The organism is Pseudomonas sp. WS 5059 (assembly GCF_012985525.1).
Taxonomy (GTDB): domain Bacteria; phylum Pseudomonadota; class Gammaproteobacteria; order Pseudomonadales; family Pseudomonadaceae; genus Aquipseudomonas.
In genome coordinates this window covers 226,447-239,561 of record NZ_JAAQWO010000007.1, presented here as the reverse complement: position 1 = coordinate 239,561, position 13,115 = coordinate 226,447, and the positions used below count along the sequence as shown (strand labels likewise).

At 61.2% G+C, this 13,115-nt stretch carries 14 protein-coding genes; 7 read left to right on the top strand and 7 right to left on the bottom strand.

What is annotated here, in order from left to right; translation table 11 throughout:
- Nucleotides 1-25: 25 nt before the first annotated feature.
- Entirely contained in the window at nt 26-1,372 is a 1,347-nt protein-coding gene (locus tag HBO12_RS21605) for a type I glutamate--ammonia ligase (RefSeq protein WP_170043167.1), read from the bottom strand.
- Between the two features lie 22 nt (nt 1,373-1,394).
- Nucleotides 1,395-1,952 carry a helix-turn-helix domain-containing protein gene (locus tag HBO12_RS21600; protein ID WP_170043166.1) on the bottom strand — a complete coding sequence of 186 codons (558 nt, stop codon included), beginning with the start codon at nt 1,950-1,952 and terminating at the stop codon, nt 1,395-1,397.
- Between the two features lie 206 nt (nt 1,953-2,158).
- Between HBO12_RS21600 and HBO12_RS21595 the strand changes: the two genes are divergently transcribed.
- Entirely contained in the window at nt 2,159-2,464 is a 306-nt protein-coding gene (locus HBO12_RS21595; RefSeq protein ID WP_170043165.1) for an RcnB family protein, read from the top strand.
- A 175-nt stretch (nt 2,465-2,639) separates the two neighbouring features.
- Nucleotides 2,640-3,845, top strand: a complete 1,206-nt coding sequence (locus HBO12_RS21590; protein WP_170043164.1) for an MFS transporter — start codon at nt 2,640-2,642, stop codon at nt 3,843-3,845.
- 129 nt (nt 3,846-3,974) lie between these two features.
- Here HBO12_RS21590 and HBO12_RS21585 read toward each other — a convergent pair whose 3' ends face one another.
- The 3 genes from HBO12_RS21585 to HBO12_RS21575 all read right to left on the bottom strand — a co-directional run bounded on the left by HBO12_RS21585 (nt 3,975) and on the right by HBO12_RS21575 (nt 6,114).
- On the bottom strand, nt 3,975-4,223 hold the full coding sequence (locus HBO12_RS21585; RefSeq protein ID WP_029296553.1) for a DUF1652 domain-containing protein: 249 nt from the start codon (nt 4,221-4,223) through the stop codon (nt 3,975-3,977).
- 11 nt (nt 4,224-4,234) lie between these two features.
- Nucleotides 4,235-4,486: a CsbD family protein gene (locus HBO12_RS21580; protein ID WP_029296551.1), complete on the bottom strand. Its 252-nt coding sequence runs from the start codon at nt 4,484-4,486 to the stop codon at nt 4,235-4,237.
- A 134-nt stretch (nt 4,487-4,620) separates the two neighbouring features.
- The gene (locus HBO12_RS21575; RefSeq protein WP_169956161.1) at nt 4,621-6,114 is read right to left on the bottom strand and encodes a PAS domain S-box protein; all 1,494 of its coding nucleotides are present in this window, start codon (nt 6,112-6,114) and stop codon (nt 4,621-4,623) included.
- 264 nt (nt 6,115-6,378) lie between these two features.
- Here HBO12_RS21575 and HBO12_RS21570 point away from each other — a divergent pair, with 264 nt between their 5' ends.
- Together HBO12_RS21570 and HBO12_RS21565 are read left to right on the top strand one after the other, a co-directional pair.
- Entirely contained in the window at nt 6,379-7,347 is a 969-nt protein-coding gene (locus HBO12_RS21570) for a hypothetical protein (protein WP_169956159.1), read from the top strand.
- Nucleotides 7,348-7,434: 87 nt separating this feature from the next.
- The gene (locus HBO12_RS21565; RefSeq protein ID WP_169956157.1) at nt 7,435-8,055 is read left to right on the top strand and encodes a transglycosylase SLT domain-containing protein; all 621 of its coding nucleotides are present in this window, start codon (nt 7,435-7,437) and stop codon (nt 8,053-8,055) included.
- A 37-nt stretch (nt 8,056-8,092) separates the two neighbouring features.
- Here the strand turns inward: HBO12_RS21565 and HBO12_RS21560 are convergent, their stop codons facing one another.
- Together HBO12_RS21560 and HBO12_RS21555 are read right to left on the bottom strand one after the other, a co-directional pair.
- Nucleotides 8,093-9,262, bottom strand: coding sequence for a hypothetical protein (locus HBO12_RS21560; RefSeq protein WP_170043163.1), 1,170 nt, complete (start codon nt 9,260-9,262; stop codon nt 8,093-8,095).
- Nucleotides 9,263-9,276: 14 nt separating this feature from the next.
- Nucleotides 9,277-10,164, bottom strand: coding sequence for a nitrilase family protein (locus HBO12_RS21555; RefSeq protein WP_170043162.1), 888 nt, complete (start codon nt 10,162-10,164; stop codon nt 9,277-9,279).
- 181 nt (nt 10,165-10,345) lie between these two features.
- Here HBO12_RS21555 and HBO12_RS21550 point away from each other — a divergent pair, with 181 nt between their 5' ends.
- From HBO12_RS21550 to HBO12_RS21540, 3 genes are all read left to right on the top strand, one after another.
- The gene (locus tag HBO12_RS21550; RefSeq protein ID WP_169956153.1) at nt 10,346-10,690 is read left to right on the top strand and encodes an FKBP-type peptidyl-prolyl cis-trans isomerase; all 345 of its coding nucleotides are present in this window, start codon (nt 10,346-10,348) and stop codon (nt 10,688-10,690) included.
- Between the two features lie 136 nt (nt 10,691-10,826).
- A complete protein-coding gene (locus HBO12_RS21545) occupies nt 10,827-12,047 on the top strand; it encodes a putative DNA modification/repair radical SAM protein (protein ID WP_169956151.1) in 1,221 nt (406 codons plus the stop codon).
- The gene (locus tag HBO12_RS21540) at nt 12,044-12,877 is read left to right on the top strand and encodes a TIGR03915 family putative DNA repair protein (protein ID WP_170043161.1); all 834 of its coding nucleotides are present in this window, start codon (nt 12,044-12,046) and stop codon (nt 12,875-12,877) included. Before HBO12_RS21545 ends, HBO12_RS21540 begins: the two co-directional genes overlap by 4 nt.
- Nucleotides 12,878-13,115 lie beyond the last annotated feature (238 nt).

The following is a 13,115-nucleotide window of genomic DNA, read 5'->3' as shown; positions in this document are numbered from 1 at the left end:
CAAGGGGGGGCAGGGTGCTCGGTATTTACAGATACCAGCGATATTCCCGCGCATTGATCTCCTGCTGGAAAGCCAGGTGATCCTGGCGCTTGTTTTCGCAGTAGACGTCGACAAACTCCGCGCCCAAGCCCTCGCGCAGCGCAGGTTGCTGTTGCATGGCGCGCACGGCCTCGAGCATTTCCAGGGGGAAGTCGTGGCCGCTGTCGCGGTCCTCGTTCAGCGGTGCGATAGGTTCGCGCGCCGCCTCCAGGCCATGTTCAAGCCCGACCAGGATTGCCGCCAGCACCAGGTATGGATTGGCGTCGGCACTGGCCAGCCGATGTTCGATTCGCAGGTTGCGCGGGTCGGACTCGGGAATGCGCACGCAGGCATCGCGGTCTTCATAACCCCAGCAGGCTTTGGTGGCGGCATTGACCGTACCGCCCAGGCGGCGGAAGGCGTTGTGGTTGGGTGAGAAAATCGGCATGCAATGGGGCAGCAGTTCCAGGCAACCCGCCACCGCGTGGCGCAACGGTTGCTGCTGGTGCGCCGCCAGCAGGTTGTTGCCGGCAGCATCGTACAGGCTGACATGCACATGCATGCCACTGCCCGGATGTTGCAGGTAGGGCTTGGCCATGAAACTGGCGCGATAGCCATGCTTGAGCGCCACGCCACGGGTGCTGCGGCAGAACAGCGCGGCCCAGTCCGCGGCGCGCAGGCCGTCGTCGAGGTGGCCGAAGTTGATTTCAAACTGGCCGGGGCCCAACTCGGCAGTGATCACCGTAATGTCGATCCCTTGGGCCTGGGCGGTCTGCACCATGTCATCGAGTACCGGGGCGAAACGCGACAGCCGCTCGATGTGCAGGGTCGGTTGGTCATCGGGGTCGTCGCTCAACGGGTCGCGGGCAAATTGCGGCAGGCCGTCGGCCAGTTTCCGGTCGAACAGGTAGAACTCCAGCTCGAACGCCACCACCGGGTGAATGCCCTTGCCGTGCAGGCGTTCCAGGACTTTGGCCAGTACTTCCCGGGGCTCGAATTCGATGGGCGCCTCGGTGCCGTCAGAGGTGATCAGCATCTGCCCCAGGGGCTGCGCTTCCCAGCTCACGGGCTTGAGCGTGCCGGGCACCAGGCGGCGGTTGGCGTCGGGGTCGCCGTCATGGAAGCAATAGTCGCCGATCTTGAACAAACCGCCCTGGGCGCCCAGCAACACCGCGTTCTGTGGCAGCTTCAGGGGGCTGCCGGCGGCGACTTTTTCCAACATTTCAACCGGGTAGCGCTTGCCGTAGAAACGCCCTGGGATGTCCAGGCAAATCAGGTCGACATAACGTACATCCGGATGGTTCTGGCGAAAGGTCCGCACTTCGGCCAGTAACGTGGAGGAATGGCTTTTCACGGGTGACGCTCCTTGGTGTGCCTCAGTTATAGACCCACAGCACGCGGGCCGGCAGGTCGGTCAGGTTGCCGTAGCGGCAGTGGGCGAAACTGGCCAGGTGAAAGCTGTCGCCGGGGCCGAGGGTGACCGCCTCGGTCTCGCCCTCGACCCACAGCGTCAGGTGGCCTTCAAGTACGTAACCGGCCTGTTCGGCGCGGTCGCTCATGGTCTGTTCGCCACTGTTGGCGCCGGGTTCGAGCAGGCTGTCGAGGATCGAAAACGCCCCTTGCATGCTCGGCGAGACGAGGATGTCGGTGATGCCATTGGCGTAATACACCGTGCGCCGCTCGTTGGGGCGCGTGACCCAGTCCACCGCCTTGGGCTTGGACAGGCTGTAGAAATAAGTAGTGGGCACATCGAGGGCATGGCTGATGGCAGTCAGGTCCGCTACGGTGGGGCGCGATAACCCCCGCTCGACCTGGGACAGGAACCCCACGGAACGCTCGATCTTCTGTGCCAGTTGGGCCAGGGTGAGCTTTTTGTACTTGCGCAGGTCGTGAATCAGGATCGCCAGGGCGTCCAGTTCTTCTTGTTTGTCCATGGGGATTTCGTGAAATTCTTATCTAAAAATTTCATGAAAAATTACAGGATTAATTTCACCAGCGCAATAGGCGGTCCAGTATAGGAACCGGCTTGCCATCCACCGCGGGATTTTCCGGCAGGCAATCGGTGCCTGGATTGCCGGTGAATGATTGCCCAGCCCTGCTGTCGGAACCTGGGTACACATCATTTATTGAAGGAGTGCCCATGAAAGCAACGTCCCTGATTGCCAGCCTGCTGGTTGCCGCCAGCCTGTCCGCCGCCAGCCTTACCGTGCAGGCCGAGGACAATCCGCAGAAAACCGTGGAGCCTTCAAACATCAATACCCGAGACTTGAAAGTGGGAGACCGTGCGCCGGATATCCTGGTGCGCAAGGAATCGGCCCTTGCAGACTGGAAAAAGCGCGGGCTCAAAGCGCCCCATGACGACAGCCAGTGGGCGCGGGTCAATGACCGTTATGTGCTGGTGAAAATCACCAATGGCACCATTCTCGATATCACCCCTGCCAAGTAACCGGGTTGGGGGAAGGGGCCCGCGCCCTTCTTCCCCCTTTGCGCTGCGCATTTAAAAATTGCATGCACGAATGCATAAAAACAGTCTTTTTTGCCGCTCATCCTGAGTTAAGGTAGCTGCGCTTCGCGCCCGTCATGGCGTGTGCAACGACTCCTTTTCAGGAAACGAGAGCAGGATGCTGAACACAATAAAAAACTACCCCCGCAGTGTGAACCTGCTGCTGTCGGCCACGCTGGTACTGACCCTGGCCAAGGCGATCACCTTTCCCTATATGGTGATCTACCTGTCCAGCCACTTTGCCCTGGGCATCAGCCAGGTGGGCCTGGTGATCGGCAGTTCGCTGATCGTCGGCTCCCTGTTGAGCGTGTATGGCGGTTTCCTTGTGGACCGGGTCAACAGCTACCGGCTGTTGCTGGGCCTGAGCCTGTTGTTCGTCCTCGGGTTTGTCGGCACGCTGCTGGCCCGCGAGCTGTGGCTGTTCTATAGCTGCCTGATCCTGATCAACCTGGCGTATGCGGTGATCGACGTCGCGGTCAAGGCCGGTTTTGCCAGCCTGTTGCCCGTCGACGCGCGCAGCGAAGTGTTTTCCATCAAGTACACCCTGACCAATATCGGCTACGCGGTAGGGCCGTTTTTAGGGGCGATGGTGGCCAAGGTCGACATGAGCCTGCCATTTGTCTTGTCGGTGCTGCTGGGGCTGGGTTTCTTCCTGCTGTACTGGCGTTGGGGCGACCGCAGCCTGGCCACGGTCGACGCCGCGCAAAAGCCGGTGCCCTTCATCGCGGTGGGCCGGGTGTTGCTGCGTGATCATCGCCTGGTGTGCTTCACCCTCGGTGGCCTGCTCAGCGCCGTGGTGTTCGGGCAGTTCACGGCCTACCTGTCGCAGTACCTGGTGACCACCTCGGACGCCGAATACACCTACACCGTAATCAGCGCCATCCTGACCACCAACGCCCTGTTGGTGATTGCCCTGCAATACGTGATTGGCCGGCAGATCAGCCACCGTAACCTGAGCCGCTGGCTGCTCCTGGGGCTGGCGATGTTCATGGTGGGGGTGATCGGCTTTGCGCTGTCCACCAGCGTGTGGTGGTGGGTGGTGTCGATGGCGATCTTTACCGTGGGGGAAATCATCGTATTCCCCGCCGAGTACATGTTTATCGACCGCATCGCCCCGGACCACCTGCGGGGCATGTACTACGGCGCGCAAAACCTCTCCAACCTCGGCGCCGCGCTGGGGCCGGTGTTGTGCGGGCTGGTACTGGCCAGCCTGCCGGCGCACTACATGTTCTACATGCTGGCCGGGTTTATCGTGGCCGGGGGGCTGTTCTACTTTATCGGGGCGTCGTTAAAGCCGCGCCCTGACATCCCACCACCTGGGTAAACGTCTGCGTCCCTGTGGGAGCGGGCTTGCCCGCGATTGCGGCCTGTCAGTAAATGCATCTTTGACTGAGCCGCCGCCATCGCGGGCAAGCCCGTTCCCACAGGGGATAGTGCCTACAAGGGGGCGGGGTCAGATGGAGATGGCACCACCCACGGTGTTGCTGTGCAATTCGTAGCGCAATTCTTCGACCATCGTCGCGACGTCCTGCGGGGTCTTGAGCTTGTTCACGCTGATCCCGGTGACCACCAGGTCCACGCGCCCACTCTCGGCATCAAACACCTTCAACGTCAGTGACGAATCGCGGCACAGGGTGAACTCGCAAGTCAGTGGCAACAAGGCTTCTTCGATGCAATTACGCAGTTGGGACAAGGTAAACATGCCGGCCCCCATTAACGACGACGCAGCAACAGGCCCAGGACCAGACCCACGCCCGCGACGATTGCCACGGTGGCCAGCGGCTTGCGTTGGGCAAAGTCACCGACATTGTCCAGCACATCGCCATAGGTCTGTTGTAGTTGGCCGGCCGCCTGGCGCGCTACGCCCTGGGCCTGGAGTTGTTCGTCATCGGTCATGTCGCCAAGAAAGTCCTGGGCCTTGCCGACGGCCTTTTCCACGCGGCCTTTGATTTGTTCACTTTTCATGATGTCTCCTTCAAGGGCAACAATCGCCATGGCACAGAGCGTCAAACCCTGTGGCTACCCTTCAAGGTTAAGCAGCCCATCCCCTCGCAATAAGGCGAATTTGCACTGGTAGGGCTAGTGCATTTGCACTTGCGTCATGGTTTTTTTACCCGTCGCTCGCCGGCAAACAGCCCTCGTTCCCGCGCCCATACAATCGCGGCGCTGCGGCTGTGTACGTTGAGCTTGGAGTACACCGTTGCCACATGATTGCGCACGGTATTGGGCGCCAGCTTCAGGCGCGAGGCGATTTCCTTGTCGGCCAGGCCTTCGCAGATCAACCCCAGTACATCGCGCTCACGGGCGGTCAGGTCGGTGAAGGCGATGTTCGGCTGGTTGGGGCTGTTGACGCTCTTGGCGTTGGCCAGTTTTTCGATCAGGGTCTGGCTGAACCAGGAGGCGTCCTTCATCACTTCCTCGATGGCCGACACCAACTCCAGCTCCGAGCGTTTGCGCTCGGTGATGTTCATCATCACCAGCAGGTAACAGGCGGTGTCCTGGATGGTTACGGTGTCGGCCGACACCACGCAGTCAATCACCTCATTGCCTTTTTTGCGGATCTTCAGGTCCTGGCCTTCGAGGCTGCCGGCCTTTTCCAGGGTGGCGAACAACTGCGTGCAGGCCTCGCTGCTGTCGATAAAGTTGATATCGCTGATGGATTTGCCGATCAACTCTTCGCTGGTGTAGCCGGTGATGGTCATGAACGCATCGTTGACGTCCACCACCTGCTGATTGCCCGCGTCGCACACCAGGGTTGGCACCGGCGTCAGGCGGAACGACTTGGCAAACCGCTCCTCGCTCTGGCGCAGGGCGGTTTCGGCCTTGCGCCGGGGCTCAAGGTCAGTGAAGGAAAACAGCATGCATTCCTCATCGTTCATATCCAGCGGCTGGCCGGCGACAATCACCAGCTTGCTGCCGCCTTCGGGGAGCTTCAGCTCGGCTTGCATCTGCGGGATGGTCGCACCTTCGCCCAGGCGCTGGATTGCCAGCTCCTTGCGCTCGGCCTGTTCCAGCACGTCCAGTTCGTACACCGAACGGCCGATGACCTGGTCGCGGTTGTAGCCGGTCATTTCGAGGAAGCCCTGGTTGACCTTGATATAGCGCAAGTCACTCAGGCGGCAGATCACTGCCGGCGCCGGGTTGGCGTTGAAGGTCTTTTCAAAGCGCTGCTCGGCGCTGGCCCATTCGGTGGCATCGCTCAAGATCAGCACCAGCAATTCCGGCTTGCCGGCGCTGTCGGTGAGCGCCAGGCTGCGCAGACGATGGACCCAGGTACGGTCGGTGTCGGCGGCGGGCGTGACTTCGACCACCACATCGCTGAACTCTTCGCCGTTGGCCACCCGGCTCAGGGGATAGGCCTCCAGGGGCAGCGGGTGATTGTTGCGGTAGCGCAGGGCAAAGCGCTCGGCGTATTCGGCGGTGTTGGCCCCCAGCCCGGCGATGTCATCCAGGCCATGCATGGCCAGCGCGGCTTCGTTGGCCCACAGAATGCTCTGGTCGATCTCGGCGAGAATCACCCCATCGGACAGGCCGGAAATGATCTGCTGCAATTGGCGGCGATTGGTTTCTTGGGCGAGGACGGCCTGGCTCATGGTTTCTCCAAAAAAATCCGCGTAGGAGCCGGCTTGCCGGCGATGAGGCCCAGAGCTTCATCGCACGCCTTACGGCCGTCTTCGCCGGCAAGCCGGCTCCTACAGGTGGTGTGTGTGGAGTACGACAACTGGCCTTGAGCATAGTGCAGACCGATTCAGCTTGGCGGGGTGCGAATGCACCAGTTGCCCTAGTGCAATTGTGCCGAGACCGCAACCGCCGGCCTCGACACACTGACGGCCTACTCACTTGTCCAAGGAACGATCATGACCACTTTGTATGAAACCAATCGCTCGCCTTTTCGTGTGTCCTGGGGCTCGGTACTGGCCGGTAGTGCAATTGCCCTGGTGACCTACCTGGTGCTGAGCGTGCTGGGTACCGCCATCGGCGCCAGTGCAGTCGACCCCATGGCGGCGGGTAACCCGCTGAGCGGTTTTGGCACCGGTGCCGGGATCTGGCTGTTTGTCTCCACACTATTGGCGATTGGCGTGGGCGCCTTCGTCGCCGGCCGCACCGCCCCGGATCGCGGCGGCCTGCACGGCGTCCTGAGCTGGACCATCACCACCTTGCTCACCACCTGGCTGCTGGCGGCATTGGCCACCAGCGTGGTCGGCGCAGCGGGCAATGTGGTCGGCAAAGGCCTGTCGGCGGCCGGCAGCGGAATTGCTGCGGTAGCCCCCGGCATCAGCGACAGCGTCAAGCAGCAGTTGAACGAGAAGGGCATCAGCCTGGATTGGGACAGCTTGCAGGGCGAACTCGACACCTTGCTCAAGCAAAGCGGCAAGGCTGAACTGGATCCGGCCAATGTCGAACAAAAAGCCGACCAGGCAGCGGCAGACGGCCAGCAAGCGGCTACTGATGCCGCCACCAACCCGGCCCAGGCTGCGACTGAGCTCAAGCAATGGTTCGAACGCGTCAAAGCTTCGGGTGAGCCTGCGTTGAATGCAGCGGACAAAGAGGCGCTGGTCAACATCGTCGCTGCCCGCACCGGCAAGAGCCAGGCCGAGGCTAGCCAGATCGTCGAAAACTATGCCCAGGCGTATCAGCAGGCCGTGCAGAAAGTCGAAGAACTGAAAGCCCAAGCCGAACAAAAGGCTCGTGAAGCTGGCGAAGTGGCGGCCAAGCAACTGTCCCGCGCGGCGTGGAGCACTTTGTTGATATTGGTACTGGGCGCCGCATTGAGCTTTGGCATCGGTCGCCTGGCCATTTCGACCCGCAAAGTACCCGTGGCTTGATCAAGGCTCATTGATGCCGTAACCACAACACCTTGCGTGAGCGCGTAAACTGTCGGTTTTTTTACGCGCTCATGCAAAGGTAAGCTTTTGACCCCGCTAAAAACCACAGCCCTCCTGCTATTCACCACCCTGTTGGCGGCGTGCGGCACTTCACCGCCACGCACCCCTGACGACATCTGCGGCATCTTCCGCGAAAAGGACGACTGGTACGACGCGGCCAAAGTCACCCAGAAGCGCTGGGGTGTGCCGATCCAGGTGCCGTTCGCCATCATGTATCAGGAATCGGGCTTCCGGCAGAACGCCAAGACCCCGCGCAAATACCTGCTATGGATCATTCCCTGGGGCCGTGTCAGCACCGCAGCCGGCTACGCCCAGGCCAAGGATGAAGTGTGGGGCGACTACCAGAAAAGCACCGGCCGCAACTGGGCCAGCCGCCAGGACTTCGACGATGCCATCGACTTTGTCGGCTGGTACATGGACAAGACCGCCAGCATCAACGGCGTATACAAATACGACGCCTATGGCCAATACCTCAACTACCACGAAGGCTGGGGCGGCTACCGTAACCGCACCTACGCCAGCAAGGCGTGGCTGTTGCCGGTAGCCGGCAAGGTCAAGGCCCGCTCCGATCTGTATGCGCGCCAGTATGCGGGGTGCAAGGCGGATCTGGAGCGGGGGTTCTGGGGGCGGTTCTGGCGCTGGTTGTGAGGCCAGCGCGTCAGGCTCATGAGCCTGACCCGCGTGTTTACGCGATCAGCCTGCCAACGATGGGCACAATCAATAAGGTGCTCAACGCCATCGAGATCACATTGCCGATATACGGATGAACGTGTGCCGGCAGCCGGCCTGCAATGGCACAGGCCAGCGGTGGTGCAATCAGCGCGCCGAGCAACGCGCTCGAACCGACCACCATCCAACTTCCGCCATGGGTCAACACCGCCGCCGGTACGACCGACACCAGCGGCACATAGGTGGGATACCAACCGCGCTTGATCCACTGACTGCGCCAGATCAGCACGCCCAATGCCGATGTCAGAGCCTGGGCACCGATCAGTTGCAGCACCAGTCCCGAACCATAGGCAGCGCTCAATGGGTTCAAGGCATACGCCAGCAGGACCCCCGCCAGCAGGCCAAGGCTGGCCCACTCATTGCCGAAGAACGGCGCTTCGGAAAAGTCCGCCAAGACCCTGCGCAAACTCCAGCCCAGGCCATAGGTTGGCGGCTTGAGCGGCAACGGTTTGTCCGCGGCGATAAAGTCCGAACGCACCAGAATCGGAACGCGACGACAAACGACAAAGGCCATCACACTGCCCGCTGCCATGCCCAGTACGTTGCCAATCACCACCGGTAACTCCAGCGGTACACAGACAAAATTGACGATCAGCAAGCACATCGGCGTGACCAACAGCGCACCCAGCAACGCGCCGTTGAGGGTGACCTTCCAGCCGCCACCAAACATCAGCACCATCGCCGCCGGCAGGGAAACAAACGCGGCGAAGGTGGGCTGCCAGGTGTCCGCAGTGAGCGTCCACCCCCACAACAGATTGCTCAACAGCAGGCCCAGCAGGGAACTGGTCACCAGCCACGGCCACAGCCCACTGCCGTAGCAAATCGCAAAACCCTGCCAGCGCCGGCCGGTGCGGCTGGCCCACCAGGCCAGGTACGCACCCGCCAGCAACCCAAGGGAAGCCAGTTCATGCTTGTAGAAGGCTACCTCGCTGATATCCCCCAATACCCAGCGCAGCCAGGCGATTGGCTCGGGTAAGCCTGCCACCATATCGCCGTAGCCGGGCCAGGAACCCTGATGTGTGAGGGCCGTCCAGAGGATCAGCAAGGCACTGATGAACACCAATGCGATGATCGCCTTATCGACTTGAGATCGCGCGGTCCCGGGCTTGATGAATAGATTTTCCATGACCCACCCTCCCTTCAGCGTGGCAGGGCAGGGTGATGGGAATAGCCGAGCATCTGATCGTACAGATCATGGCGCCGGTCACGGTGCAGGTCGTTGAGGCTGTTCCAGATCGGCGCACTGCGGGCGCTGGTCAGGTCGATATCGGCGAACAGGATTTCCTGGCGGTTGGCCGACGCCACCTTGCCGATAGGCCAGCCATTGGTCCCGGCGATCAGCGAACACCCCAGGTAGCGCGCATCGCGCTCCTCACCGATACGGCTGGCAGCGGCGATAAACACGTTATTGACATGGGCGGCGGTCATGGTCAGGTACGACGCCATGCATTTGCCGGCCTCGTCGAACAGCGGCGGCGGCGTCCACACCCAATTGTTGAGGCTGCAAATGATGTCGGCGCCTTGCTGGCTAAGGATCCGTGGCACTTCCGGGAACCAGATATCCCAGCAGATCAACAGGCCAATGCGCCCGATAGGCGTTTCAAATACCGGAAAACCCAGGTTGCCGGGGGTGAACCACAACTTTTCCAGGTTCCACAAATGGGCCTTGCGATACTTACCGATCAACCCATCCGGGCCCAGCAGTACTGCGGTATTGAACAACTGCCGGCCATCGATCTCATTCAGGCCCGCCACCAGATACACCTGATGGGTGGCGGCAAACGCCATCCAGGCCTGCACACTGCTCCCGCCGGGAATGGCCTCGGCATGCTCGAATGCGTCCTGGCGGCTGCGGAAGAAGTAACCGCAGTTCGACAACTCCGGCAGCACGATCAGATTAGCCCCACCACCGACCGCCTCCGCGGCCAAGGCCAGGCTGCGCTGAAGATTGTCTTCGCGGTTGTCCAGACCGACCTGGGGATCGAACTGCACCACAGCGACACGGACGGGGCTTGTTGATTCGTTCATTGGGGGTGACCTCTTATTGTTATGCAACCGGGGTGGTTGGTTTTTTATAAGAGGGGAAAAAATGGACAGGGTTAAGTCAGGCGCTTCTGGCTGGGGTGTAGTCTGGATCCTTTAGAGGGCACTTGCCAAAGACGCTGGATTCTGGGAAAAAGCCCGTCAGTGTGAACCCAACGAGACCCCCATGAGCACCGAAGAACTGCAAATCACCGACATCCGCCAAGGCGACGGCAAAACCGTGGTCAAGGGTGCGCTGATCACCACCCAATACACCGGCACCCTGGAAGACGGCACGGTGTTTGATTCGTCCTGGGAGCGGGGCAAACCGTTTCAGTGTGTGATCGGTAGCGGTCGAGTTATTAAAGGCTGGGACCAGGGCCTTATGGGGATGAAGGTCGGTGGCGTGCGCAAGCTGTTTGTGCCGGCGCATCTGGCTTATGGCGAGCGGACGATGGGCGCGCACATAAAGCCCCATAGCAATCTGCATTTCGAGATTGAGTTGCTGGAAGTGCTGACGCGCGACGATTGACGGCCTGACACCACGCAACCGTAGGAGCCGGCTTGCTTGCTCCTACGGTGATTTGTTCTACCGTTCGCCTGTCTCCCCTTGAATGGCGGGTGCTGCTCCTGATACTGTACAAAAACACAGTATTGGGTGGCCCGCCATGCAGTTGATCGAAAAACTCAGCATCCTCGCCGATGCCGCCAAGTACGACGCGTCCTGCGCCAGCAGCGGGGCGCCCAAGCGCACCTCCGAGGGCAAGGCCGGGCTGGGGTCGAGCGATGGCATGGGCATCTGCCACAGCTACACGCCCGACGGGCGCTGTGTGTCGTTGCTCAAGGTGCTGCTGACCAATTTCTGCCTCTACGACTGCCAATACTGTGTCAACCGCCGCTCCAGCGACGTGCCCCGTGCACGGTTCAGCCCGGAGGAGGTGGTGAGCCTGACCCTGGACTTCTACCGGCGCAATTGCGTCAGCGGGCTGTTTCTCAGCTCGGGGATCATCCGTTCGGCGGACTACACCATGGAGCAATTGGTGCGGGTCGCCAAGTTGCTGCGTGAGGAGCATGACTTTCGCGGTTATATCCACCTCAAGACCATCCCCGAAGCCGATCCTGCGTTGATTGCCGAGGCCGGGCGGTATGCCGATCGCTTGAGCGTGAACATCGAATTGCCCACTGATAAAAGCCTGCAGATCCTCGCGCCGGAGAAGCAGATCGGTTCGATCAAGCAGGCGATGCAGACGATTTTCACCGGTGAGCAAACCGTGCTCAACGAGCCACGGGCACCGCGTTTCGCCCCGGCCGGGCAAAGCACCCAGATGATTGTCGGCGCCGATGACACGGACGACAGCACCATCCTCCACGGGGCCGAGGCGTTGTATGGCAACTTCAAGCTGCGCCGGGTGTATTACTCGGCCTTCAGCCCGATTCCCAATAGCCCGAAAAGCGTGCCTCTGGCGGCGCCGCCATTGATGCGCGAGCACCGGTTGTACCAGGCGGATTTCCTGCTGCGCAGTTATGGGTTTCGCGCCAATGAGTTGTTCGCGGGGCCGGGGGATCTGGCGCTGGACATCGATCCCAAGCTGGCCTGGGCCCTGGAACATCGCGAGGTGTTCCCGCTGGACCTGAACCGCGCCGAGGCGACGTTGATCGCACGTATCCCGGGGATTGGCCTGCGCACCACCGAGCGCCTGGTGGAGCTGCGCCGGCAACGCAAGATCCGTTTTGAAGACCTGGCACGCATGCGCTGTGTGTTGAGCAAGGCCAAGCCGTTTTTCATCACCAGCGACTACCACCCCCAGCAAGCAGAAAGCACCAGCGTGCTGCTGCGCGAGCAACTGCGCGACCGCCCGCAACCGCAACAGATGGGGTTGTGGGGATGATCAGCCTGGAATGCGACAACCTGTTCAGCACCTGGCGCGAGCAGGCGCGCTGGCTGCTCAGTCATCAGATCGACCCCAGCCATGTGTGTTGGGGCGAAGCGGAAGTGGCGGACCTGTTCGCCACCGATGAGCACTACCCCCCGCACAATGGCCCGTTCCAGGCGCGCATTCCCAAGGCCCTGCTGGAGCTGCTGGAAAGCGCCGCCTGTTACCACGGCGAACAGCGCTGGAGCCTGTTGTATGAAGTGCTGTGGCGCGTCAGCCATGGTGACCGCACGGCGATGATGGCGGGGGATCAACTGGGCAGCGAGCTGCAGCGACGGATCAAGCAGGTACGGCGTGAGGCCCATCACCTGCATGCGTTTGTACGTTTTATTGCCCTGCCGCAAGCCGCGGGACCGCAACTGCCGGAGTATGTGGCGTGGCACGAGCCGGCCCACGACATTCTGCACAGTGCCAGCCAGCACTTTGTCGGGCGCATGGGCCGCCATCGCTGGATGATCGCGACGCCCCTGGATGGGGTGTATTACGACGGTGAGCAGTTGATCCATCAACGCCAGTGCCCGGAGCAATGGCAGCAGTTGGCGCAGAATGTCGAAGACCCGCACAGTGCCATGTGGCTGACCTATTACAGCCATATCTTCAACCCGGCGCGGTTGAATCCCAAGGTCATGGAAGGGCACCTGCCGAGCCGGTTCTGGAAAAATTTGCCGGAAGGCAAGTTGATACCGGGGTTGATCAGCGAGGCGCGGACGGGCAAGCAGCGGGATGGGCAGGCGAAGCTGATTGGTGAGCGCCCTGGCAAGCGGATTTCAAGCAGGCAGGGTTAAAACGTGTGGGAAACATATGGGAAGCATATGGCGGGCTGGCTTGTGTGGGAGCTGGCTTGCCTGCGATAGCATCACCTCGGTATAGCTGATAGACCGAGGCGTCTGCATCGCAGGCAAGCCAGCTCCCACACAGGCCAGCTCCCAGGCAAGCCAGCTCCCACACAGGCCAGCTCCCAGGCAAGCCAGCTCCCACACAGGCCAGCTCCCAGGCAAGCCAGCTCCCACACAGGCCAGCTCC